We start from the raw sequence: 21637 nt of genomic DNA, 5'->3' as shown, positions 1-21637 counted from the left end.
TGCGCTTCCGGTCTGGAAATATCCGGGGGCGCGCGAGGGTCAGCGGCCCTCGCGCGGGTCGGGCGCGGGCGGCTTGTCGCCCGCGCCGCATCACGTCAGCCGCACTTGGAGTGTCCGCAGGAGGCGCAGGTCATGCAGCCCTCGATCATCTGCATGGTGAACTGGCCGCAGGACGGGCAGGCCGGGCCCGGGCGGGCGCCCAGGTTGACCACGTCCGCCGTCGGGTCGGACTTCAGCCCCATGCCCTCACCCGCGAGGAAGCCGGTGGCGATCATGTGCTTCTCGATCACCCCGCCGATGGCCGCGAGGATCGAGGGCACGTACTTGCCCTGCATCCAGGCGCCGCCGCGCGGGTCGAACACGGCTTTCAGCTCTTCGACCACGAAGCTCACGTCGCCCCCGCGCCGGAAGACGGCGCTGATCATGCGGGTGAGCGCGACGGTCCAGGCGAAGTGCTCCATGTTCTTGGAGTTGATGAACACCTCGAAGGGGCGCCGGTGGCCGCCGACGACCAGGTCGTTGATCGTGATGTAGATCGCGTGTTCGCTGCCGGGCCACTTGATCTTGTAGGTCGACCCGTCAAGTTCCTGCGGCCGGTCCAGCGGCTCGGAGATATAGACCACGTCGCCGTGGGGATGCTGCGGCTCGCTGTCGGTCTTGGCCACCACTTCCGGCGCGGCCTTCTCCTCGCTCACCGACAGGACCGACCCGGTCACATCGTTCGGGCGGTAGGTCGTGCAGCCTTTGCAGCCCGACTCGTAGGCCTGCATGTAGACGTCCTTGAAATCCTCGAACGAGATGTCCTCGGGGCAGTTGATCGTCTTGGAGATCGAGCTGTCGATCCAGGGCTGCGCCGCCGCCTGCATCTTCACGTGTTCGGACGGTGCAAGCGTCTGGGCGTTCACGAAGTAGTCGGGCAGTTCCCGGTCGCCGAACTTGTCGCGCCACATCTGCACGGCGTAGTCCACGACCTCTTCCTCGGTCCGCGTCCCGTCCTTCTGGAGTACCTTGCGGGTGTAGGCATAGGCGAAGACCGGTTCGATCCCGGAGCTGACGTTGCCGGCGTAGAGCGAAATGGTCCCCGTCGGCGCGATCGACGTCAGGAGCGCGTTGCGGATGCCGTGTTCACGGATCGCCTCGCGCACGTCGTCGTCCATCGCGGTGAGCGAGCCGGACGCGAGGTAGGCCTCGGCATCGAACAGCGGGAACGGCCCCTTCTCCTTCGCCAGTTCGACGGAAGCGAGGTAGGCTGCGCGCGCGATGGCCTTCATCCAGGTTTCGGTCTGGGCCGCGGCCTCGTCCGAGCCGTAGCGCAGGCCGAGCATCAGGAGCGCATCGGCCAGGCCCGTGACGCCCAGCCCGATGCGGCGTTTGGCCTCGGCCTCGCGCGCCTGCGCCTCGAGCGGGAATTTCGACGCGTCGACCACGTTGTCCATCATGCGCACGGCAGTCGCGACCAGGTCGTTCAGCGCGTCGTAATCGAGCGTCGCGGCCTCCTCGAACGGGTTCTCGACCAGCCGGGCGAGGTTGATCGAGCCCAGCAGGCACGCGCCATAGGGCGGCAGCGGCTGCTCGCCACACGGGTTGGTGGCCGCGATCGTCTCGCAATAAGCGAGGTTGTTCATCTGGTTGATGCGGTCGATGAAGATGACGCCCGGCTCGGCGTAGTCATAGGTCGCCTGCATGATCTTGTTCCACAGGTCGCGCGCCTGCACGGTGCGATAGGTCACGCCGTCGAACGACAGGTCCCAGGCGCCCCCGGCCTTCACCGCTTCCATGAAGTCGTCGGTCACCAGCACCGACATGTTGAACATGCGCAGGCGGGCGGCGTCGGATTTCGCGGTGATGAAATCCTCGATGTCCGGGTGGTCGCAGCGCATCGTCGCCATCATCGCGCCGCGGCGCGAACCCGCAGACATGATGGTGCGGCACATCGCGTCCCACACGTCCATGAAGCTGAGCGGGCCCGAGGCATCGGCCGCCACGCCTTTGACGCCCGACCCGCGCGGGCGGATGGTCGAGAAATCGTAGCCGATCCCGCCGCCCTGCTGCATGGTGAGCGCGGCTTCCTTCAGCATGTCGAAGATCCCCGCCATGCTGTCGGGGATCGTGCCCATGACGAAGCAGTTGAAGAGCGTGACGTTGCGCGCGGTACCCGCCCCCGCGGTGATCCGGCCGGCCGGCAGGAACTTGAAATCTTCGAGCGCGCCGTAGAACCGCTCTTCCTGGTCCGGCTCGCTTTCGGCCAGCGCGCGGGCGATGCGGCGCCAGGTGTCTTCGACCTTGGCGTCGATGACCGCCCCGTCGGATTCCTTGAGTCGGTATTTCATGTCCCAGATCTGTTCGGCGATCGGGGCGGCAAAACGGGTCATGGCACGTCCTTATGACGGTTTTTTGTCTTGGTGATTTGGCAGGCCCCGGTTGAATCGCGCTCCCGGGGAGACCTAGTATTACGCGAAAGGCGCGCGGGAGTCACCACATATTGGGCCACCGCGCAGCATCGGGGGTGAAATCGTGAGCCATGTGAACCTTGTGAAACTCTGTGTCGGCGCCGAAGCGGTCGAGGACCTCGTGGCATGGCAGAAAAGCCGGGCCGGCGGGGCCGAAAGCTACAATCCGCGCCACGTCACGCGCATGTGGCCCAAGCGCGAGGAGGAGCTGTTGAACGGCGGCTCGCTCTACTGGGTGTTCAAGGGCGTGATCCTGGCACGACAGAAGGTGATCCGGCTCGACGAGGTCTTCGGCGACGACGGCATCCGGCGCTGCGGCATCGTGCTCGACCAGGAGGTCGTGCGCACCAGCGCCGCCCCGCGCCGCCCGTTCCAGGGCTGGCGCTATCTCAAGCCCGAGGACGCGCCGCGTGATCTGCCCAAAGGTCGGCAAGGTGAAAGCGAACTGCCGCGTGAGCTGGAAAACGCGCTCGCCGAGATCGGAATCCTCTGATCCCGGCGCTCAGAATTCCATCCAGATCGTGACCGGCCCGTCATTGACGAGCGACACCTTCATGTCCGCCCCGAAGCGCCCCTGGGCGACCTCGATCCCGTGGCCGCGCATCTGGTCGGCGAAGTATTCGTAGAGCCGTTCGCCCTCGTCGGGCGCGGCTGCGGTGGAGAAGCCGGGGCGGTTGCCGCGCGACGTGTCGGCGGCAAGCGTGAACTGGCTGACCACCAGCACCGCACCGCCGGTGTCCAGCACGGAGCGGTTCATCCGCCCCTCGTCGTCCTTGAAGATCCGCAGCTTCGAAATCTTGGCGGCCAGCGTGTCCGCGTTCCCCTCGCCGTCGCCCTGCATCGCGCAGACGAGGACCAGAAGGCCCGGGCCGATCTCGCCGATCACCTCGCCATCGACGCGGACCGCAGCCTCGCTCACCCGTTGGACAAGCGCCCTCATGCCAGTTCTCCGGCCCAGGGCGGGTTGGCGCCTGCGCGCGACACGGTGACGGCGGCGGCGCGGTTGCCCAGCTCCACCGCCGGACGCACGGTCGCCTCATCGAGGCCGCGCAGCCCCTCGCGGGTGAGCACGCCGGCTTTTTCGAGCCCGGCCAGAAGCCCCGCGTTGAACGTGTCACCCGCCCCGACCGTGTCGACCACGTCGACCTGCTCGGCCGGCACGCGCACCGATCCGCCGTCCCAATAGGCGACGACCCCGTCGGCCCCCTCGGTCAGGCAGACGAGCGCGGTCTTGGCCGACAGGAGCGCGTCGATGTCCATGCCGAGCCAAGCCAAATCCTCGTCCGAGATCTTCACGATGTCCGCCGCCGCGATCATCCGGCCAATGCGTGCCCGGAACCGGGCCGGGTCCTTGATGAAGTCGGCGCGGATGTTCGGGTCCAGCATGGTGACGCGCTTCCCCGCCTCGCGCAGCATGAGCGACTCGTAGGTCTGCCCGCAGGGCTCCACCATCAGGGAAATCCCGCCGAAGAACATTGCCGCCCCGTCGTCATGAAGGTCCGGCAGGTCGGACGGCGCGAGCATCCGGCCGGCGGTGTTCTCGTCGTAGAAGGCATAGGATGCCTGCCCGTCGTTGAGCGTGACGAAGGCCAGCGTCGTCGGACGGTCGGATCGCGCCGCGCGGCTCGCGTCGACCTTCGAGGTCTCGAGCGCACGCACAAGCATCTCGCCGAAGATGTCCGTCGACAGGCCCGAGAAGAACCCGGTCTCGACCCCCAGCCGGCCCAGCGCGATGGCGGTGTTGAACACCGCTCCACCTGCATAGGGAGCGAAGGCGGGCTCCCCCCCGGCCGTTTCCCGCGGGAGCATGTCGATCAGCGCTTCACCACAGCAAATGATCATCCCGGTCGCCCTCCGTTACCGCTACCATTCCCCGCGGTGATAACCGGCGCCACCGCCGCGCGCAAGTTGCGCGAGATCAAGGCATCGCCCGGCCCCCGGCGCGACACTCGTCCCGTTCATATCACTGCTTGGAGGACGTCGATATGGTCGAGAAATCCCACACGGCCGGCTTGTGGCCCAACATCTACGAACCGCTGCGCAATTTCGGCACGCGCGTCGCCGAATGGTTCGCCCCGGCGAGCGACGCGAAGGGCGGCAACGATGCCTATGTCATCACCGTGGAGTTGCCCGGCGTGGACGAGAAGGACATCGACCTTCAGGTCCACGACGGCGTCGTGGTGCTCAAGGGCGAGAAACGCGAAGAGCGCGAGGAGTCGGGCGATACCTGGTTCTTCTCCGAACGCCAGTTCGGCATGTTCCAACGCTCGTTCCGCCTGCCCGTCGACGCGGACGAGGCCGGGCTGAAGGCCGACCTCAAGAACGGCGTCCTGCGCCTTACGGTGCCGAAGAAGGACCCCGAGGCCGCGAAGGGGGCCAAGTCGATCCGCATCAACGCGGGCTGAGGCGCCTAGTCCTGCCAGCTCACCCATTCGGACAGCGGCGCACGCGCCGTGCGGAAGCTGTTGGCAGGATGGTCGGGGTCGGCGTAGCCGAAGGAAATCACGCAGAGCGCCAGCCGGTCCTCGCCCAGACCGAAGAAATCGTGAAGCGCCGGGGAGAAGGCCGCCGGCGCGGCCTGCGCGATGGTCGCGATCCCGCGCGCCTCGGCTGCCAGGGTGAAGGCGGTGACGAAGCCCCCGGTGTCGAGCGCGCCGTAGGTGCCCAGTTCCCGGCCCGAGGAAATCATCGCCACGTGTGGCGCGCCGAAGAACTCGTAGTTCTTCATCATCTCGCGGGCCGAACCGGCACGGTCCCCCTTCTCGACCCCGACCGCCTCGTAAAGCTGCCAGCCGCAGGCCCGGCGCCGGTCGCGGTGCAGGCCCGAGTAGCCTTCGGGAAAGGGAACGTCGGGGGCCGGCTTGCCCGCGTTGACGGCATCATTCATCGCCGCGCGCAGGGCGTCGGTGCGCTCGCCCGACGTGATCGACACCTCCCACGGCTGCGCGTTGCACCAGGACGGCACGCGCTGCGCGGCAAGCAGGATCGCCTCGATATCCGCGCGATCCACCTGGTCGGGCCGGAACGCCCGGCAGGAATGGCGCGCTTCGAGGATGTCGTAGAGCGTGTCGTAGCGTGTCATGTCGTCTCCCCTCATCGCGGTTCACCCCTGTGCCTGGCTTGCGAAATATCCGATGACGCCCGCGACGATCAGGCCCAGAACCACCGCGATGGTGATCTTGATCCACGACCAGGGCCGTTCGCCCTGCACCTTGCCTGTGCGCCCGTTCACCACGAAGCGATAGGTTTCGCCGCGGTACTTGTAGGCCGCCAGCCAGACCGGCAGCAGGATGTGCTTGAAGGTCACGTCGCTCACCGTCGTGTCCACGGCATGGACCCGTTGACGATCCCCGCCGATGTCGAACTTCACGTCGCGCAGGATCACCTGGTCCATGTAGGCGCGCGCCTCGTCATAGCCTTCGGCAAGCTGGACCACGTAGCCCTCGGCCCGGTAGCCCGCGAGGTACTCGGGGCGGTAAGGCTCGAGTGCGGCCAGGTCCCAGGGGGCGAGATTGTCGGTGATCTTCTTGGGCAGCGAGCGTGAGGCCAGCACCAACACGTCGTCGAAGAACCGTGCGACCCGGCCCGCGGCGGGGCGCCAGCGGATGCGTTGCTCGCGCACCTGCACCTGCTTGCCGTCGCGCATCACGGTCTTGGTGATGTAATACACGGTTCCCCGCTCGCCACGGTAGGTCGACTTGGTGTCGGCGTCGTAGGTCCAGTAGGGCACGTAGATGCCGGCCATCCTACGCCCCTTGCGGGCGTATTGCTGTAGCCCGTTCGGCGCGAACCAGAGCCGGCCCAACCAGTCATGCATCGCCTTCTGCGCGGCGCGTTCGTCCACGGCGAAGGGCAGCAGGCCCCGGGGCTTGATGTGGCGGTGCGTGCCGGTGTCGGTGACGACCGGCGTCGCGCAGAACGGGCATTCGCGCGCATGGGTCTTCTCGTCGAACTCCACCTGCGCGCCGCAATTGGGACAGGACGCGACCCGGGTCTCCTCCATCTCCACGTCGGGAAGCTTGGCCTCGAGTGCCGCGCGGAAGTCGAGCTCGCGGATCGCCGTGACGGTGCCGCCGTGCCCCTCGATCGGAGCCACGTGGCCGCAATGGTCGCAGCGAAGCTCACCCGCGACTGCGTCGAAGCGCATGTCGGCCCCGCATTGGTCACAAGGGAAACGGTGTTCCTCGAGCGGGCTGGCGGTCTCCAGGGGGTTGATGTCATCCTGCATGGTCGAAACTCACGATTTGCGCGATCTGCCCGGCCTTGGCCGAGGTGAAGCGGATCACGTGGCAGAAAATCCGGGGCGGCTCGCCCGCGCGCTGCATCCGGCCGGACACCGAACCCGCCTTGCCGTGGGTGACGACCTCGGAGACCTCGATCCACTCGTGTGCGGGCTGGTCGCCCAGCGCGGCGGCAATGGCCGCGCGCCCGGTGACGGCCGCGCCGAAGCGTTCCCAGCTGGCCCCTTCGGCCAGCAGGTCGACGCGCAAGTCGCCAACGCCCATGAGCGCGAGGGCGATCTCTTCCGCCTTCGCGTTCGTGGGGCTGTTGCCGCAATCGGGTGACCTGGCAACGCGCGTCATGAGATCAGGGGGCGGGCGGCGGCGGAGGCGGCATCACGGTGAAGAGCGTGGCGAGGTCCGGCACGTCCTCGGCCTTCATCCATCCATCCTGACCGGCGGTCCACACGAGCGTTTCGCGCGTGATCTGACCGGTCGATGCCTTCTGCCCCATCGTGGCACGGCTGAACGGCCCCTGCGTCTCGCCATGTTCGGCGATGTGCCAGACCTTCTCGGGCGGCGGAGGCGGGGGCGGCGCGGGCCGGGCGGCCTGCGGTGCGGGCGCGGCGCCCCAGGGCCCCTGTATCGCATGCGTGCCCTGCTGGGCCATCGCCATGCCGAGCCCCATACCCATGCCGGCGCCCATCCCTTCGGAGGCGGCACCGCCCTTCTGGAGCGCTTCGGCGGCCGACCACTTCATGTGCTCGTCGAGGTTGCCCGCAAGCCCGCGCGAGGTGCGCTTGTCCAGCGCCTCTTCGACCGCGGGGGGAAGCGAGATGTTCTCGATGTAGAACTCGGGAATGGCGAGCCCGTAGTCGGCGACGATCTTGGTGATCTCCTTGGCCACCATATCGCCCAGCTCGCGGGTATTCGCGGCCATGTCGAGCACCGGAATGCCCGATCCGGCGATCACGCGGCTGAAGGCCTGCACGATGATGTTGCGGATCTGGAAGCTCACCTCGTCCATCGTGAACTCGCCGTCCGTGCCCACGATCTCCGTCAGGAAGAGCCCCGGATCGGTCACGCGCACGGCGTAGGTGCCGAAGGCGCGGATGCGGACGGGACCGAATTCCGGGTCGCGGCACATGATCGGGTTCTTGGTGCCCCACTTGAGGTCCGTGAAGCGGGTCGTCGAGACGAAGTAGATCTCTGACTTGAAAGGCGACTTGAACCCGTGATCCCAGTGCTGGAGCGAGGTCAGGATCGGCATGTTGTTGGTTTCGAGCATGTAGAGCCCGGGCGTGAACACGTCCGCCAGCTGCCCCTCGTGCACGAAGACCGCCGCCTGCCCTTCGCGGACCGTCAGCTTCGCGCCGTACTTGATCTCGTGCCCTTCACGCTCGAAGCGCCAGACCATCGTGTCGCGGGTGTCGTCGACCCAGTGGATGACGTCGATGAACTGGCCGCTCAGAAAATCGAAAATACCCATGCCTGTCTCCTATGCTTCGTCGCCCATCAGCTCCCGCGCGATCGTGCCCACGATGGGGCGTGCCTCGTCCTCGGACATCCCGGGACGCAGGCGTTCATCGTAGAGCATTCCGAGCAGCAATTCATCGTGGCGGGTGAGGAACCCGAATTCCTCGTCGTCGTTGAAGATCGACGGACGCGCCAGCGGGTAGTCGTTCGACAGGCCGAGCCCCTGCGCCACTTCTTCCTGGATGCAGGAGGCACGCAGCAGGTCCGGGTGTTCGGCCCGGATGATGGCGACAGCCTGGTTGTAGGTGCCGTCCTGCTCCGGGTCCGTCGCGAAGGCGAGGCAATAGGTCGACTCGGGCAGGTTGATGACCGTGTTGAGCGCAGTGCGCGAAATGTTGGGCATGATCTGCCTGAGCCGCGGACCCAGTGCGCGCCGTTCGCTTTCCGAAACGACGAAAACGTAGAAGTTCGGGCGCGACGTGACCGACACGGGGTGCCCGGAGGCCCGCGAAAGCCGGCCGGCGAAACTGCGCAACTCGTTCGAATCCCGCGTGCGCTTGGCAGCGCTCACCGACGGGCCGAACTCGATCGTGAGCCGTACGGGTTTGGCCCAGCGGTGCATCTTCGAAGCGCTCTCGCGCGCGATGAGCCGACCGCCGGCGTCCGCGTATTCTTCGTAGAACGCGATCCGCAGGAAATTGCGCGCCAGGTCGCGCGACGAGAACGGGGTGTCCGGGCCGCCACCGTCAGTGCGCAGGAGACCCTGCGCCAGCAAACCGTTCTGAAGCCGCGCGTAGTAGGACACGAGCTCCGGCGACAAGCCGTCCGCCTTGGGCACGGACGCGCTGCCGGGCCGTGGTTCGGGCACGGGGGCCGTGGCGACGGCGCCCGATTGCGGCGCCTCGCAGCCCGAAAGCAACGCCGCGGCGGCAAGTGCGGCGGGGAGAAGAACGGATTTCAACGTCACGAGGTCACGGATTCCCCGAGATTGTGGCCGGACGCGGTGTCGCGTGACTTGGCAGAGGCCAGAGTCGCCTTCAATTCGCTCTCCATGTGCTTGAGCTCTTCCTCGGCCGCCGCGCGCTTGGCCTTGCCTTCATCGGCGATGGCAAGGCTTTCCTCGATCGTGGCGATCAGCTCGGCATTGGCAGTCTTGATCGCCTCGATGTCGAACACGCCGCGCTCCATCTGTTCGCGCACGACCCGGTTGGATTCGCGCAGGTTCTTGGCATTGGCCGTCAAAAGCTCGTTCGTCAGGTCGTTGGCGTCCTTGACCGCCGCGGCCGCCTCGGCCGACCGCTGGACGGTGACCGCCTGCGCCAGTTGCGTCTCCCACAACGGCACCGTGTTTACCAGAGTCGAGTTGATCTTGGTCACCAGGCTCTTGTCGTTTTCCTGCACCAGCCGGATCGAGGGCAGCGACTGCATGGTCACCTGCCGGGTGAGCTTCAGGTCGTGAACCCGGCGCTCCAGATCGTCGCGCGCGGCGCGCAGGTCGCGCAGTTCCTGCGCCTTGAGCACGCCCTCGTCCTCACCGGCCGCGTCGACCTCGGTCTCCTTGGCCGGGATCGTCTCTTCGTCGAGCTTTTTCACCTTGGCCTCGCCCGCCGCGATGTAGAGCGCGAGCTCGTCGTAGAAATCGAGCGTCTTCTCGTAGAGCTTGTCGAGCGACTTCACGTCCTTGAGAAGCCGGTGCTCGTGCATCAGAAGGCTGTCGGTGATCCGGTCGATCTGACCCTGTACGTCCTCGTAGCGCGCGGCGAACTTCGCCGCCGGCGCCGCACGTCCCAGGATGCGCTCCCAGAAAGTGCGCTTGCGGCGCATGTCGAGCTCGGTGACCGAAAAGCCGCGGATCGCCGTGACGATGTCGCGCAGGCTGTCGCCAGCGGGGCCCAGATCCTTGTTGCGCACGCCGGTCAGCATTTCCTGGCTGATCGTCTGCAACTCGGCCTGCGCGGCGGAACCGAACTCGATGATCGACTGGCTGTTGGCCATGTCGATCTCGTCCATGCGCTTCTCGATCTCGTCCTTTTGCGGCCCCTCGGCCGCTTCGAGCGCCACCAGTGCCGTCGAGGGTTCGCGCAGCACGACGGCCGTTGCCGCTTCGACATCCTTCAGCTCCGCCGCGGCCTTCTTGCGCGTTTCTTCGTCCATCATGGTCCGTCCCCGTCCTTAAGTCGCCACGCCTTCGCGGGCCAATCGTTCTCTCAAAACCTCGATCTCGATGCTGAGATCGGCGTGATCGTCGGTCAGCATCTTCTGCGTGCGGGCCGTGAAATTGGCCTCCAGATCATCCAGCAGACGCACGTAATCCGCCCGCGCCTCGGCGCTGCGCGACTGGCTGTAGATGTCGGCGAACTTCACCGTCGCGTCGCGCGCACCCATCAGGTACACGGTCAGGTACTTTCGCGCCGCCGAAAGGTCGCGCGGATCGTCCTCCAGCGTGCGGAACATCGCCCGCGCGGTCGCCTGGAAACTGTCGACCCGCCGCTCGAGCTCCCGGTCACGGGCGCGCAGGATCGCGTCCTTCATGGCTGCCAGGAGCTTCTCCGCCTCCCCCACCGCGCGCGCCACGCGGTCGGTCTGGAATTCGTCGATCCCCTCCATCCCCTTGTTGCGCAACGGATCGGGGCCGAAGGCCATGAGGTGGAGCGCGGCGCCAAGCACCCCGAAGATCACCGCGTTGAGCGTGCCGCCGCCCACGAAACCGGCCAGCGCCAGCCCGGCGCCGGTGGCGAGCGAGCCAAGGATCTTGCGCGGCGCGGCCGGGCGGCGGGCGATCTTGCGCGCGTCATAGGCTTCGTGCGCCAGCACCCCTTCGCGCGTGAGCCACGCGGCCAGGATCAACAGCCCGAAGGCCACGAGACGCAGCGCCAATCCCGCGGGGTCGAGGAAGAAGGCCGATACCGCCAGAGGCAGCGGAGCGAGAAACAGGAAATTCACGCGGCCAGCTGCGCGCGCGGGCTTCTGCCCGTCGAAGGCGTTGCGCGGCGCAGGGGGCGTATCGCGCTCGTCGTCCTGCGGGCTGTACTTTCCGCCGTACCGTTCAGCCATCAGCCGCCCCCCGTGATCGCCACGTAGAGGATCAGCGCGACAAGCAGGAAATAGGACAGTTTCTGAAGACCGGAACCGGACAAGAAAACCCCCTCGGGCGCCAAGGATTAAGCCAGTAACAGATATAGGCGGGATGACGCTTGCGGACCAGAACAATCCCGGAAGGGCGGGGAGTCTTGCCGATGGCTCAGGGATCGGGCGCCGGGTTGAAGCGCGGATGGGTCTCGGTCATCCCGAGGACGAGCCACAGGCCGGAGAGGATCATTGCCGCCCCCGTGAACCAGAACCCCGCCTCGAGCATCCCGGCCGCATCCGCGATCAAGCCCATTGCCAGCGCGCCGATGGCATATCCCAGGTCACGCCAGAACCGGTAGACGCCCAGCGCGGAACCGCGCCACGACGGGTGGGAGATGTCGCCCATCGCCGCGATCAGCGTCGGGTAGAGCAGCGCCATGCCGACCCCGGTCACCGCCGCCGCCACGCTCCAGGCCGCGAAACCCGCAACCATCGGAAAGGCCAGAACACCGCCTGCGCACAGGAAGAACCCCGTGACGCTGGGCCACTTGCGCCCGACCCGGTCCGACAGCGGCCCGGTCCAGAGCTGGCTCGCCCCCCAGACGAAGCCATAGATGCCGGTGACCCAGCCCACCTCGATCAGGGTCGCGCCCCGCGTCACCATGAACACGGGCACCAGCGCCCACATCAGCGCATCGACGAATTTCTCGACGCTGCCGGCCTGCGAGAGCGCCAGAAACGTTGGGTTGCGCCAGCTCACCAAGGCGAAGATGCGCGCCGTGGTGGGCGTCTCCGGCCCTTCCACGTAGCGCGGCCGCGGCCCGTCGCTTACCCCGGCCGCATGCCGCCCCGCCTCGGCCCGCGCGAAGGGCAACGTCTCGGTGAAAGCCAGGAACGCGGAGACGAGCGCAAGCACGATCACGGCCATGCCGAAGACGAAAAGCGCCCAGCGCGGATCGAAGAGGCTGGCGAGGTAACCCGAGGCCAGCCCGGCCAGCGCCACGCCGCCGTAGCCCGCGAATTCGTTGAAGCCGGTGGCCAGCCCCCGCTCGCCAGCGCGCACGATGTCCATCTTCGCGGTCACCGTCATCGACCAGGCGAACCCCTGGTTGACGCCCAGAAGCACGTTGGCCGCGACGATCCAGCCCCAGCTCGGCGCCAGAAGCAGCATGAAGGGAATCGGCAGGGCAACGAGCCAGCCCCAGATCAGCACACGCCGCCGCCCGACCCGCTCGGACACGCGGCCGGAGACGAAATTCATCGTCCCCTTCACCACCCCGAAACTGACGACGATCGCGAAAAGCGCGGTCATCGACCCCTGGACGACGCCGAATTCGCTTTCCGCAAGCGCGGGCACGACGGTGCGCTGCATCCCGATCGTGAGGCCCACGAAAAAGACCTGGAGCAATTGCTGCAGGAACGGACCCATGTTGCGCCGCAGACCCAGCTCGAAGGATGCAGGCCCGGCCATTGGTCAGGGCTTTCGCTTGGGCCCGGCGGGCTTGCGGCCCCGCCGCACGGGCTTCTTGCGCGCGGTCCCGGTCGCCTCGCTGTCGCCAAGGCCCAGCTGATCGCGCACGACCCGCGCCTTCACCTCCTCGACCGCGCCCGCCTTGAGCTCGCCCAGGCGGAAGGGGCCGTAGGAAATGCGGATCAGCCGGTTCACGGTCAGCCCGACCGCCTCCATTGCGCGCCGAATCTCGCGGTTCTTGCCCTCGCGCAGGCCAACGGTGAGCCAGGCGTTCGCGCCCTGTTTGCGGTCGAGCGTGGCCGACATGGGCTGGAACCGCGTGCCGTCGATGACGATCCCGTCACGCAGGCGGGCGAGCGCCGCCTCGTCCGGCGCCCCGTTCACCCGGACCCGGTACTTGCGCACCCAGCCGGTGGAGGGCAGCTCGAGCTTGCGCTTCACACCGCCGTCGTTGGTCAGAAGCAGAAGGCCTTCGGAGTTCAGATCGAGCCGCCCCACGCTCATCACCCGTGGCATGTTCTCGGGCAGCGCGTCGAACACGGTCTTGCGTCCCTTCTCGTCGCGCGCGGTGGTCACGAGTCCGGTGGGCTTGTGGTAGAGCCAAAGGCGCGGCGCTTCGGGTTCGCCGATCTCCTTGCCGTCGACGGTGACCTTGTCGCGGCCGGTCACGTTCAGAGCGGGGCTGTCGATCGCCTTTCCGTTCACCGCGACGCGCCCGGCGGCGATCATGCGCTCGGCTTCGCGGCGCGAGGCGACGCCCGCGCGTGACAGCACCTTGGCGATCCGGTCGCCGGGAGGGGTCTTCTCGGTCATGCCCCCCGGATAGGCCCGCCCCGCCCCCTTGTCCAGCGGCGCGGAGCGGGCGATGAAAGGGAATGACCGGATTTCGCTCCTTCATGGAAGAGGCGCTCGACGAGGCGCGCGCGGCCGCGGAACGGGGCGAGGTGCCCATCGGCGCCGTTCTGGTCGACCCGTCGGGCACCGTCGTCGCCCGGGCCGGCAACCGGACCCGCGAGTTGAACGACCCCACGGCCCATGCCGAAACGCTCGCCATCCGCGCGGCCTGCGCCCGGGCGGGCTCCGAACGGCTCCCCGGCCACGACCTCTACGTCACGCTCGAACCCTGCGCGATGTGCGCCGCCGTCATTTCCTTCGCGCGCATCCGGCGGCTCTACTATGGTGCCGCGGACCCGAAATCCGGCGGCACCGTCCACGGCGCGCGCGTCTTCAGCCACCCGCAGTGCCACCACGTGCCGGAGATCTACGACGGGCTCGCGGCCGAGGAAGCCGAAACGCTGCTCAAGGATTTCTTCGCCGGCAAGAGATGATCCCCTTCATCGTTCCATAAATACTTCGGAGGGGGTGCGGGGGAGGCAGCGCCTCCCCCGCACGGGTCGCGGCAGCGCGCTGCCGCGACGGCTCAGATCTCGATCGCCTGCATCACCTCGGGCTCGATCACCTCGACGCCCTTGAGCTCGGCCTTCATCACCTCGGCGGACTGCTCGAGCAGCGGGAAGGTCCGGTAGTGGCAGGGGATCACCGTCTTGAAATCGAAATAGCGCTTCGCGGCATAGGAGGCGCGCGCCATGTCCATCGTGAAATGCCCGCCGGCGCACAGGATGCCGATGTCCGGCTTGTGGATGTCGCCCATCCATTCCATGTCCGCCATGATGTCGGTGTCACCGGAAACATAGATCGTGTGGCCTTCGCCCGAGATCATGTAGCCCGATTCGTGGCCCATGTAGCGCGGGCCATCCGCGGTGGCTTCGGCAGAGCTGTGGGTCGCGTTGACCATCGTGACCTTCACGCCGCCCAGGTCGACGGTGCCGCCCTTGTTGAAGCCGACCACTTCGAGTCCGTGCTTCTGCTCCCAGTATCCCATCAGGTCGAAGATCCCGACGCAGGGGATGCCGAGCGACTTGCAGATCTCGGGCGCGGAGTTGGCGTGGTCGAAATGGCCGTGGGTGATCAGCACGTGCGTCGCGCCGGCGATCGCCGCCTCGTGGTGCTCCTCCTCGAGCATCGGGTTGCCCTCGAGCCAGGGGTCGATGAGCAGGACCTGCCCGCCGATCTCGATGCGGAAGCTTGCGTGTCCGTGCCAGATGATTTTCATGGGTCTACCTCCAGTCGTTCGGCCGTGAGGGTAACAGCCTGAGGAGAGAAGTCGATGGACTGGTCAGAGCAGATCGACGCCTATTGCGAACGCCTGGGACCCGGGTTCTGGGCCGAGCCGGTCAACGCCATCACCAACCTCGCCTTCCTGATTGCGGCCTTCGTGGTCTGGCGCCGCGCGCAGGGCAAGGGCCTGCCGCTGGCCGAGGCGATGGCCATCGTGCTCGCCGCCATCGGGATCGGATCGTTCCTCTTCCACACCTTCGCGACACGTTGGGCGGGCGCGATGGACACGGCGCCGATCCTGGTCTTCATCCTGCTCTTCTCCTTCGCGGCCACGCGCGACCTGTTTCGCCAGCCGCTCCTGACGACGGCGATCGTGACGCTTCTCTTCTTTCCCTTTACCGCCCTGGCCTATCCGATCGCCAATATCGCCCCTTTCCTGGCCAACTCGGCGGGCTACATCCCCGTGCTCCTGTGGATCGGGCTCTTCGCGATCATGGCCTCGGGCCAGCTCTCCTGGGACTTCTGGACCGGGTTCGCGCTCTTCGCGCTGTCGGTCACCTTCCGGAGCCTCGACATGAAAGTATGCAGCCAGGTGCCCATCGGCACCCATTTCATGTGGCACATCCTCAATGCGCTGGTTCTGGGCTGGTTCGCCACGTTCTACATCCGCCACATGACCCGCGCACGGCTTGCAGGCGACACCGCGCGCGGCTAAACCCGCCCCGACCGAATTGGAGGCCCAGATGTCGATCGACAAGGACACCGCGCGCAAGGTGGCGCATCTCGCCCGGATCCGGGTGGAGGACGACGCGCTGCCCGCGCTCGCCGACGAATTCAACCGGATCCTCGGCTTCATCGAACAGTTGAACGAGGTGAACGTGGACGGGATCGAACCGATGACCTCGGTGACGCCCCAGCGCCTCAAGCGCCGCGAGGATGTCGTGACCGAAGGCGACCAGGCCGACAAGATCCTTTCCAACGCCCCCGATGCCCGCGAGGGCTTTTTCGCCGTGCCGAAGGTGGTTGAGTGATGACGGACCTGAACAAGCTGACCATCGCCGAAGCGCGCGACGCGCTGAAGAAGGGCGACGTGACCTCCGTGGAACTGACCGAGGCCTGCCTCGGCGCGATCGAAGGCGCGGGTGCGCTCAACGCCTTCGTCCACAAGACGCCCGAGATCGCGATGGAGCGCGCCCGTGCGGCCGATGCGCGCCTGAAGGGCGGCGACGACGCGCCTGCCATGTGCGGCATCCCGGTGGGGATCAAGGACCTGTTCTGCACCAAGGGGGTCGAGAGCCAGGCGGCCTCGGGCATCCTCGGGAACTTCAAGCCGGAATACGAATCGACCGTGAGCCAGAACCTCGCTGATGCCGGCGCGGTCATGCTGGGCAAACTCAACATGGACGAGTTCGCGATGGGCTCGTCGAACGAGACGTCCGTCTACGGCGACGCCGTGAACCCGTGGAAGGTCGACGACCGGCAGCTCACCCCGGGCGGCTCGTCCGGGGGCTCGGCCTCGGCCGTGGCCGCCGACCTGTGCCTCGCGGCCACCGGCACCGACACCGGCGGCTCGATCCGCCAGCCCGCCGCCTTCACCGGCACGGTCGGGATCAAGCCCACCTACGGGCGGTGCTCGCGCTGGGGCATCATCGCCTTCGCCTCGTCGCTCGACCAGGCCGGGCCGATGACCAAGAACGTGCGCGACGCAGCGATCATGCTGGAGACGATGTGTTCGCACGATCCGAAGGATTCGACCTCGGCCGACATACCCGTGCCGCACTTCGAGGCGATGCTGACCGGTGACATCAAGGGAAAGGTCATCGGCATTCCGAAAGAATACCGCATGGACGGCATGCCCGCGGAGATCGAGAAGCTCTGGGCCGACGGCACCGAGATGCTCAAGGACGCGGGCGCGAAGATCATCGACATCTCGCTGCCGCACACGAAATACGCCCTGCCCGCCTACTACGTGATCGCGCCGGCCGAGGCCTCCTCGAACCTCGCGCGTTATGACGGCGTGCGCTACGGCCACCGCGCCAAGCTCGCCGCCGGCGAGGGCATCGTGGACATGTACGAGAAGACCCGCGCGGAGGGCTTCGGCCACGAAGTGCAGCGCCGCGTGATGGTGGGCACCTACGTGCTGTCGGCCGGCTTCTACGACGCCTACTACAACCGCGCCCGCAAGGTCCGCGCGCTGATCAAGCGCGACTTCGACGAGGCGTTCGACCAGGGCGTCGACGCGATCCTCACGCCCGCCACCCCATCCGCCGCCTTCGGGCTGGGCGAAATGGCCGAGGCGGACCCGGTGCAGATGTATCTCAACGACGTCTTCACGGTGACGGTGAACCTCGCCGGTCTGCCGGGCATCTCGGTGCCCGCCGGGCTCGACAAGCAGGGGCTGCCTCTGGGTCTTCAGCTGATCGGCCGTCCGTGGGAGGAAGGCGACCTGCTGAATGTCGCCTATGCGCTCGAGGGCGCTGCCGGTTTTGTTTCCAAGCCCGAGAAATGGTGGTAAACGGCCCGGAACTTTTTCGGAGCTTCCATTGCCATGCGTCTTGTCGCAGCAACCGTTTCCCTCCTGACACTCGCCGCCTGCGCCGCCCAGGTTCCCGACAGCGGCGCGGGGGCGGATGACACCAACGGCGCGGGCCTTCCGGGGGCCGCCTCGGTCGAAAGCCGGCCGCTCGACAGCGAAGGTGCGGCCATCGCGGCCGAGACCTCGGCGGTGCTCGGGCTGAATGGAGAAGCCGCCCAACAGCAGACCGCCACCGGCGCCCCGATGAGCGCGATGCGCTCCGATTCGTCCCTGAACGATGAGCCGACGGAGGTGGCTGTCGAGGACGGCACGCCGGTGACCGGCGCGGCGATCTCGGACGAACAGAACTTCCAAGCGGTGGCCGAACGCGAAACCATCCAGTCGGATGCCGAGCGCCTGGCCGAGAACCGCGCGAAATACGTGGTGATCGAGCCCACCGACCTGCCCCAGCGCGAAGACGGCAACGGCGCCTCGATCGTGAAATACGCGCTCGCGACCAACAACGCCGTGGGCGAACAGCTCTACAGCCGCTCGGGGTTCAATGCCGAGGCGCGGTTCGAACGCAACTGCGCGCGCTACAGCCATTCCGACCTGGCGCAGGAAGCCTTCCTCGATGCCGGCGGGCCGCAGTCCGACCGCATGGGGCTCGACCCCGACGGGGACGGCTTCGCCTGTTACTGGGACCCGGCGCCGTTCCGCGCCGCGCGGCAGGCCGCGTCCAATACGGAGACGGCGGACAATACCGCCGAGTGAGGTCATCTGGCACCCGTCGCCCAACGCGGGCGCGCGGCGTGACGGGCTGACCCCCGAACTGGTCGTCATCCACTACACTGCCATGACAGGCGCCCAGGCCGCGCTGGAGCGGCTCTGCGCGCCGGAGGCCGAAGTATCGGCCCATTACCTCATTGGCCGCGATGGGACGCTCTGGCAGCTCGTCGAAGAGGACCGGCGCGCCTGGCACGCGGGCACCGGAACCTGGGCCGGACGCGGCGACGTGAACTCGCGCTCGATCGGGATCGAGTTGGACAATTCCGGCCTCGCCCCCTTCACGGCTCCCCTGATGGACCGGCTGACCGGGCTGATTTCCGACATCCGCGCCCGGTGGTCCATTCCGCCCGCGGGGGTCATCGGCCATTCCGACTTCGCCCCCACCCGCAAGGCCGACCCCGGCCGCCGTTTCGACTGGCGCCGCCTCGCGCTTGAGGGTCAGTCGGTCTGGCCCGCCGGAACGGATGCCGCGGGAACCGTGACGGAAGCCGCCTTCATGGAAGCGGCCGCGGCGTTCGGATACCCGGCGGACGAAGGGTGCCAGGTGGTGCTGGACGCCTTCCGCCAGCGCTTCCGGCCGGGGGCACACGGGCCGCTCGAGGGGGAGGATCTTGCCCAGATCACCGACCTCGCCCGCCGGTTCCCCGTTGACCGGACCACCCCCGCCCCCTAAATGCACCGGGCGCGGATGGCCGGATGACCGCCGGTATCGGGAGGGCGACTTCCCGTGCGGGAGGAAAGTCCGGACTCCACAAGGCAACGGTGCCGGGTAACGCCCGGCCGGGGAAACCCGAGGGAAAGCGCCACAGAGAACAAACCGCCCGGGCAAATCGCGCAAGCGACGGACCCCGGGTGAGGCTGAAACGGTGGGGTAAGAGCCCACCGCGGGCCCGGCAACGGGACCGGCACGGCAAGCCCCACCGGGAGCAATGCCGAATAGGGACCTCGCGCCCCGTCGTGGGCAGGGCCGCCTTGGCCCGGAGGTCCGGGTTGGCAGCTGAAGGCCCGTGGCGACACGGGTCTTAGAGGAATGGTCATCGAACCGGGGGCGACCCCGGGGCACAGAATCCGGCTTACAGGCCGTCCGCGCAAATCGCCCGCGCCCGATCGCGAGAAAGTCGTGCTTCGGTGGTTGACTCGCAGCCGCGTTGAGGTAGAAGGCGGGCTTCAAGGATTTACCCGGGTGTGCACCGTCACGCCCGATGAGGAGCAAGAGACCCATGGCGAAGCCGACCACGATCAAGATCCGCCTGAACTCGACCGCGGATACCGGCCACTTCTACGTGACCAAGAAAAACGCACGCACGATGACCGAGAAGATGACCGTACGCAAATACGACCCGGTCGCGCGCAAGCATGTCGAGTACAAGGAAGGCAAGATCAAGTAAGCCTTCGCCACGGCGACAGTTTTGAACCGCGCGACCCACCGGGGCCGCGCGGTTTTTCTTTGTTCGACGACATCCCGCCCGGACCCCGTTCCAAGACAACGAGAACGAGAGGACCGACAGGATGACCGAGACGACCATTTCCCCCAGCCCGAGACAGGCGCCCCCTCCCTTCGCGCTGCGCGCCGCCACGCAGGCGGACGCTGACGCGGTGAGCGCCCTTCTGACCGAAAGCTACAGCACGCTGCTGGCCCCCGATTACCGGCCCGGCGTGCTGGCCGAGGCGCTGCCCAGCATCGGCGTGGCGCAGCCCGACCTGCTGGCCGCGCCGGGCTACATGGTGGCCGAGACCGGAGGCGGCGACCTGGTTGCCGCTGGCGGCTGGACCTGGCGCGGGCCCGCCGGCGGTGCCGCCCCGCTCGACTGGGCGCACATGCGCCACGTGGCAGTCCACCCGCGCTTCGCGGGCACCGGGATCGGCGGGGTGCTGGTGGGCCAGGCGCTCGATCAGGCGCGCGCGGCCGGGGCCCGCGTGATCTCGTGCCTGTCGACGCTGACAGCGCGGGGGTTCTACACGCGCATGGGGTTCACGGACCTTGGCGAGATCGAACTCGCGCTCGGCCCCGGGCTGGCGTTCCCGGCCGTGCAGATGCGGAAGGTGTTCTGAAACGCCAAGGGGCCGCGCCCGGCGGCGCGGCCCCTGTGCAGCCTCGCGGCGTGGATCAGTCGTCCCGACCCTCGGCCATGCGTTCCAGGCGGCGCTTGTTGTGGGTGCGGCTCATCACAAGGTACATGAGCGCGACGCCCGACAGGAATGAACTGACGCTGACAAGCGTGATGGTGGTCATCGTGGTCCCTCGTCTCCCAATTACCGTCCTCACCGGATACCGGGCAATTGTGGCGCCAATTCGTCGCCGAGAGGGAAGCGTCTGGCCGTTTGCAAACCAAAGAAAAGGGCCGGCCCCGAAGGACCGGCCCCGCATTTCAGGCATTGTGCGCCGCGATCACTCGCGATTGCCGAGGAACTGCAGCAGGAACATGAACAGGTTCACGAAATCCAGGTACAGGTTCAGGGCACCCATGATCGCCGACTTGGCCAGCCACTCGGCATCCATCGAATGCGCGTGCTGGATGTAGTCGTTCTTCAGGCGCTGCGTGTCATAGGCCGTCAGACCCGCGAAGATCAGCACGCCGATCGCCGAGATCGCGAAGTGGATCGCCGGCGAGGCGAGAAAGATGTTCACGATCGACGCCAGGATGATGCCGATCAGGCCCATGATCAGGAAGGCACCCCAGCCGGAGATGTCCTTCTTCGTCGTATAGCCCCAAAGGCTCAGTCCCGCGAAGGCGATCGCGGTGATGAGGAACGTCTGCGCGATCGAGAAGCCGGTGAAGGCCACGAAGATCCAGCTGATCGACACGCCCATCACGGCGGCGAACGCGTAGAAGAAAAGCTGCGCCCCGGCCGCCGACAGGCGGTTGATGGCTGCGCCGAAGGCGAAGACCATCACGAGAGGCAGGAACATCACGACCCAGCCAAGCAGGTTGGGCGCCAGTGTCACCGGATCGCGCAGGAGCGATTGAAGCGGCTCGGCCGTACCGAACGCCCATGCCACCGCGGCGGTGAGAAAAAGACCCACGGACATCGTGCCGTAGACCTTGTTCATATGGGCGCGAAGGCCCTCGTCGATCTGTGCCGCGCGGGCACCTACACCGGCGCGGACCGTTCTTTGTTCAGCCATATGCTGCCTCCATGAAACCATATCCCGCCGAACCCGCGGCGCGGATCCGGACTTCAGATGAATATTGGCGAGGAAGGCAGGCATTTCAAGGTTTTCCGGGGGCCAAATCGGCCCCCGGTGATGACTTACCAGTGATGACGCACCGGAAGCTCCCAGAACGGGCGGCGTCCCTCCGACCAGGCGTCCCGATGCGACACGCCGATGTCGTCGAGCAGGTGGTCGGGAAGCTGAAGGAGCGCCCGGCGTTCGCGCCGGGTCGCAAGGGCGGCGCGCAGGGTCTTGAGCAGGTGAATCCGGGGCATGGGGCGCAGGCGGGTCTGTTGACGTGCGAAAGCCATGGTCTTTCCTTCTCGAAAGGTGATGATTTCTTCCAATTGAATTACGATGCTTGATATTTGCCGC

General features: G+C 67.1%; 26 protein-coding genes and 1 other RNA gene. 11 read left to right on the top strand and 16 right to left on the bottom strand.

Features of this window, described 5'->3' with window-relative positions; all coding sequences use genetic code 11:
• Positions 1-95: 95 nt before the first annotated feature.
• The gene (locus GQE99_RS15565; RefSeq protein ID WP_161352560.1) at positions 96-2372 is read right to left on the bottom strand and encodes an adenosylcobalamin-dependent ribonucleoside-diphosphate reductase; all 2277 of its coding nucleotides are present in this window, start codon (positions 2370-2372) and stop codon (positions 96-98) included.
• A gap of 139 nt (positions 2373-2511) precedes the next feature.
• On the opposite strand from GQE99_RS15565, the gene GQE99_RS15560 reads away from it, so the two are divergent.
• The gene (locus GQE99_RS15560) at positions 2512-2943 is read left to right on the top strand and encodes a DUF1489 family protein (RefSeq protein WP_161353248.1); all 432 of its coding nucleotides are present in this window, start codon (positions 2512-2514) and stop codon (positions 2941-2943) included.
• 9 nt (positions 2944-2952) lie between these two features.
• Here GQE99_RS15560 and dtd read toward each other — a convergent pair whose 3' ends face one another.
• Together dtd and GQE99_RS15550 are read right to left on the bottom strand one after the other, a co-directional pair.
• Positions 2953-3390: a D-aminoacyl-tRNA deacylase gene (gene dtd / locus GQE99_RS15555; RefSeq protein WP_161352559.1), complete on the bottom strand. Its 438-nt coding sequence runs from the start codon at positions 3388-3390 to the stop codon at positions 2953-2955.
• Positions 3387-4292, bottom strand: a complete 906-nt coding sequence (locus GQE99_RS15550) for a carbohydrate kinase family protein (RefSeq protein ID WP_161352558.1) — start codon at positions 4290-4292, stop codon at positions 3387-3389. Before GQE99_RS15550 ends, dtd begins: the two co-directional genes overlap by 4 nt.
• Positions 4293-4435: 143 nt before the next feature.
• Here GQE99_RS15550 and GQE99_RS15545 point away from each other — a divergent pair, with 143 nt between their 5' ends.
• Complete coding sequence (locus GQE99_RS15545; RefSeq protein WP_161352557.1) at positions 4436-4855, top strand: Hsp20/alpha crystallin family protein; 420 nt, start codon at positions 4436-4438, stop codon at positions 4853-4855.
• Between the two features lie 5 nt (positions 4856-4860).
• Here GQE99_RS15545 and GQE99_RS15540 read toward each other — a convergent pair whose 3' ends face one another.
• The 9 genes from GQE99_RS15540 to GQE99_RS15500 form a co-directional block, all read right to left on the bottom strand.
• Entirely contained in the window at positions 4861-5532 is a 672-nt protein-coding gene (locus GQE99_RS15540; protein ID WP_161352556.1) for a nitroreductase, read from the bottom strand.
• Between the two features lie 21 nt (positions 5533-5553).
• A complete protein-coding gene (locus GQE99_RS15535) occupies positions 5554-6678 on the bottom strand; it encodes a TFIIB-type zinc finger domain-containing protein (RefSeq protein WP_161352555.1) in 1125 nt (374 codons plus the stop codon).
• Complete coding sequence (locus GQE99_RS15530; RefSeq protein ID WP_161352554.1) at positions 6668-7033, bottom strand: hypothetical protein; 366 nt, start codon at positions 7031-7033, stop codon at positions 6668-6670. Before GQE99_RS15530 ends, GQE99_RS15535 begins: the two co-directional genes overlap by 11 nt.
• 4 nt (positions 7034-7037) lie before the next feature.
• Entirely contained in the window at positions 7038-8159 is a 1122-nt protein-coding gene (locus GQE99_RS15525) for an SPFH domain-containing protein (protein ID WP_161352553.1), read from the bottom strand.
• A gap of 9 nt (positions 8160-8168) precedes the next feature.
• Positions 8169-9113, bottom strand: a complete 945-nt coding sequence (locus GQE99_RS15520; protein WP_161352552.1) for a DUF2927 domain-containing protein — start codon at positions 9111-9113, stop codon at positions 8169-8171.
• On the bottom strand, positions 9110-10300 hold the full coding sequence (locus tag GQE99_RS15515; protein WP_161353247.1) for a toxic anion resistance protein: 1191 nt from the start codon (positions 10298-10300) through the stop codon (positions 9110-9112). The genes GQE99_RS15520 and GQE99_RS15515 overlap by 4 nt, the downstream gene beginning before the upstream one ends.
• An 18-nt stretch (positions 10301-10318) precedes the next feature.
• The gene (locus GQE99_RS15510) at positions 10319-11200 is read right to left on the bottom strand and encodes a 5-bromo-4-chloroindolyl phosphate hydrolysis family protein (protein WP_161352551.1); all 882 of its coding nucleotides are present in this window, start codon (positions 11198-11200) and stop codon (positions 10319-10321) included.
• 187 nt (positions 11201-11387) lie between these two features.
• Positions 11388-12686, bottom strand: a complete 1299-nt coding sequence (locus GQE99_RS15505; protein ID WP_161352550.1) for an MFS transporter — start codon at positions 12684-12686, stop codon at positions 11388-11390.
• A gap of 3 nt (positions 12687-12689) precedes the next feature.
• Positions 12690-13499 carry a pseudouridine synthase gene (locus GQE99_RS15500; protein WP_161352549.1) on the bottom strand — a complete coding sequence of 270 codons (810 nt, stop codon included), beginning with the start codon at positions 13497-13499 and terminating at the stop codon, positions 12690-12692.
• Positions 13500-13561: 62 nt separating this feature from the next.
• Between GQE99_RS15500 and GQE99_RS15495 the strand changes: the two genes are divergently transcribed.
• The gene (locus GQE99_RS15495) at positions 13562-14014 is read left to right on the top strand and encodes a nucleoside deaminase (RefSeq protein WP_161352548.1); all 453 of its coding nucleotides are present in this window, start codon (positions 13562-13564) and stop codon (positions 14012-14014) included.
• Positions 14015-14106: 92 nt separating this feature from the next.
• On the opposite strand, the gene GQE99_RS15490 is transcribed toward GQE99_RS15495, so the two are convergent.
• On the bottom strand, positions 14107-14799 hold the full coding sequence (locus tag GQE99_RS15490; protein WP_161352547.1) for a metal-dependent hydrolase: 693 nt from the start codon (positions 14797-14799) through the stop codon (positions 14107-14109).
• A 54-nt stretch (positions 14800-14853) separates the two neighbouring features.
• On the opposite strand from GQE99_RS15490, the gene GQE99_RS15485 reads away from it, so the two are divergent.
• The 8 genes from GQE99_RS15485 to GQE99_RS15450 all read left to right on the top strand — a co-directional run bounded on the left by GQE99_RS15485 (position 14854) and on the right by GQE99_RS15450 (position 20160).
• Positions 14854-15519, top strand: a complete 666-nt coding sequence (locus GQE99_RS15485) for a ceramidase domain-containing protein (protein ID WP_161352546.1) — start codon at positions 14854-14856, stop codon at positions 15517-15519.
• Positions 15520-15547: 28 nt separating this feature from the next.
• On the top strand, positions 15548-15835 hold the full coding sequence (gene gatC / locus GQE99_RS15480; protein WP_161352545.1) for an Asp-tRNA(Asn)/Glu-tRNA(Gln) amidotransferase subunit GatC: 288 nt from the start codon (positions 15548-15550) through the stop codon (positions 15833-15835).
• Positions 15835-17319: an Asp-tRNA(Asn)/Glu-tRNA(Gln) amidotransferase subunit GatA gene (gene gatA / locus GQE99_RS15475; protein ID WP_161352544.1), complete on the top strand. Its 1485-nt coding sequence runs from the start codon at positions 15835-15837 to the stop codon at positions 17317-17319. The genes gatC and gatA overlap by 1 nt, the downstream gene beginning before the upstream one ends.
• 33 nt (positions 17320-17352) lie before the next feature.
• A complete protein-coding gene (locus GQE99_RS15470) occupies positions 17353-18093 on the top strand; it encodes a hypothetical protein (protein WP_161352543.1) in 741 nt (246 codons plus the stop codon).
• An 82-nt stretch (positions 18094-18175) separates the two neighbouring features.
• Complete coding sequence (locus GQE99_RS15465; RefSeq protein WP_202530937.1) at positions 18176-18781, top strand: N-acetylmuramoyl-L-alanine amidase; 606 nt, start codon at positions 18176-18178, stop codon at positions 18779-18781.
• Between the two features lie 11 nt (positions 18782-18792).
• Positions 18793-19200, top strand: an RNA gene (gene rnpB, locus GQE99_RS15460) — RNase P RNA component class A.
• A gap of 128 nt (positions 19201-19328) precedes the next feature.
• Positions 19329-19496, top strand: a complete 168-nt coding sequence (gene rpmG / locus GQE99_RS15455) for a 50S ribosomal protein L33 (RefSeq protein WP_008330537.1) — start codon at positions 19329-19331, stop codon at positions 19494-19496.
• Between the two features lie 121 nt (positions 19497-19617).
• Entirely contained in the window at positions 19618-20160 is a 543-nt protein-coding gene (locus tag GQE99_RS15450; RefSeq protein ID WP_161352541.1) for a GNAT family N-acetyltransferase, read from the top strand.
• Between the two features lie 55 nt (positions 20161-20215).
• On the opposite strand, the gene GQE99_RS21750 is transcribed toward GQE99_RS15450, so the two are convergent.
• The 3 genes from GQE99_RS21750 to GQE99_RS15440 form a co-directional block, all read right to left on the bottom strand.
• On the bottom strand, positions 20216-20341 hold the full coding sequence (locus GQE99_RS21750) for a hypothetical protein (protein WP_268892749.1): 126 nt from the start codon (positions 20339-20341) through the stop codon (positions 20216-20218).
• 156 nt (positions 20342-20497) lie between these two features.
• On the bottom strand, positions 20498-21235 hold the full coding sequence (locus tag GQE99_RS15445; protein ID WP_161352540.1) for a Bax inhibitor-1/YccA family protein: 738 nt from the start codon (positions 21233-21235) through the stop codon (positions 20498-20500).
• 125 nt (positions 21236-21360) lie between these two features.
• A complete protein-coding gene (locus GQE99_RS15440) occupies positions 21361-21573 on the bottom strand; it encodes a DUF1127 domain-containing protein (protein WP_161352539.1) in 213 nt (70 codons plus the stop codon).
• Between the last annotated feature and the right edge of the window lie 64 nt (positions 21574-21637).

Origin of the sequence: Maritimibacter harenae (genome assembly GCF_009882975.1) — a bacterium.
Lineage (GTDB): Bacteria > Pseudomonadota > Alphaproteobacteria > Rhodobacterales > Rhodobacteraceae > Maritimibacter > Maritimibacter harenae.
The sequence above is the reverse complement of the archived record's forward strand: the minus strand, read 5'-3'. Positions and strand labels throughout refer to the sequence as shown.

Coding starts and splice junctions, on each gene's coding strand:
- GQE99_RS15450 (WP_161352541.1), top strand. CDS start 19,618: ATGACCGAGACGACCATTTCCCCCAGCCCGAGACAGGCGCCCCCTCCC.
- GQE99_RS15565 (WP_161352560.1), bottom strand. CDS start 2,372: ATGACCCGTTTTGCCGCCCCGATCGCCGAACAGATCTGGGACATGAAA.
- GQE99_RS15545 (WP_161352557.1), top strand. CDS start 4,436: ATGGTCGAGAAATCCCACACGGCCGGCTTGTGGCCCAACATCTACGAA.
- GQE99_RS15535 (WP_161352555.1), bottom strand. CDS start 6,678: ATGCAGGATGACATCAACCCCCTGGAGACCGCCAGCCCGCTCGAGGAA.
- GQE99_RS15445 (WP_161352540.1), bottom strand. CDS start 21,235: ATGGCTGAACAAAGAACGGTCCGCGCCGGTGTAGGTGCCCGCGCGGCA.
- GQE99_RS15495 (WP_161352548.1), top strand. CDS start 13,562: ATGACCGGATTTCGCTCCTTCATGGAAGAGGCGCTCGACGAGGCGCGC.
- gatC (WP_161352545.1), top strand. CDS start 15,548: ATGTCGATCGACAAGGACACCGCGCGCAAGGTGGCGCATCTCGCCCGG.
- rpmG (WP_008330537.1), top strand. CDS start 19,329: ATGGCGAAGCCGACCACGATCAAGATCCGCCTGAACTCGACCGCGGAT.
- GQE99_RS21750 (WP_268892749.1), bottom strand. CDS start 20,341: ATGACCACCATCACGCTTGTCAGCGTCAGTTCATTCCTGTCGGGCGTC.
- GQE99_RS15465 (WP_202530937.1), top strand. CDS start 18,176: ATGACAGGCGCCCAGGCCGCGCTGGAGCGGCTCTGCGCGCCGGAGGCC.
- GQE99_RS15500 (WP_161352549.1), bottom strand. CDS start 13,499: ATGACCGAGAAGACCCCTCCCGGCGACCGGATCGCCAAGGTGCTGTCA.
- GQE99_RS15530 (WP_161352554.1), bottom strand. CDS start 7,033: ATGACGCGCGTTGCCAGGTCACCCGATTGCGGCAACAGCCCCACGAAC.
- GQE99_RS15485 (WP_161352546.1), top strand. CDS start 14,854: ATGGACTGGTCAGAGCAGATCGACGCCTATTGCGAACGCCTGGGACCC.
- GQE99_RS15505 (WP_161352550.1), bottom strand. CDS start 12,686: ATGGCCGGGCCTGCATCCTTCGAGCTGGGTCTGCGGCGCAACATGGGT.
- GQE99_RS15525 (WP_161352553.1), bottom strand. CDS start 8,159: ATGGGTATTTTCGATTTTCTGAGCGGCCAGTTCATCGACGTCATCCAC.
- GQE99_RS15510 (WP_161352551.1), bottom strand. CDS start 11,200: ATGGCTGAACGGTACGGCGGAAAGTACAGCCCGCAGGACGACGAGCGC.
- GQE99_RS15540 (WP_161352556.1), bottom strand. CDS start 5,532: ATGACACGCTACGACACGCTCTACGACATCCTCGAAGCGCGCCATTCC.
- GQE99_RS15440 (WP_161352539.1), bottom strand. CDS start 21,573: ATGGCTTTCGCACGTCAACAGACCCGCCTGCGCCCCATGCCCCGGATT.
- GQE99_RS15515 (WP_161353247.1), bottom strand. CDS start 10,300: ATGGACGAAGAAACGCGCAAGAAGGCCGCGGCGGAGCTGAAGGATGTC.
- dtd (WP_161352559.1), bottom strand. CDS start 3,390: ATGAGGGCGCTTGTCCAACGGGTGAGCGAGGCTGCGGTCCGCGTCGAT.
- GQE99_RS15550 (WP_161352558.1), bottom strand. CDS start 4,292: ATGATCATTTGCTGTGGTGAAGCGCTGATCGACATGCTCCCGCGGGAA.
- GQE99_RS15490 (WP_161352547.1), bottom strand. CDS start 14,799: ATGAAAATCATCTGGCACGGACACGCAAGCTTCCGCATCGAGATCGGC.
- GQE99_RS15470 (WP_161352543.1), top strand. CDS start 17,353: ATGCGTCTTGTCGCAGCAACCGTTTCCCTCCTGACACTCGCCGCCTGC.
- gatA (WP_161352544.1), top strand. CDS start 15,835: ATGACGGACCTGAACAAGCTGACCATCGCCGAAGCGCGCGACGCGCTG.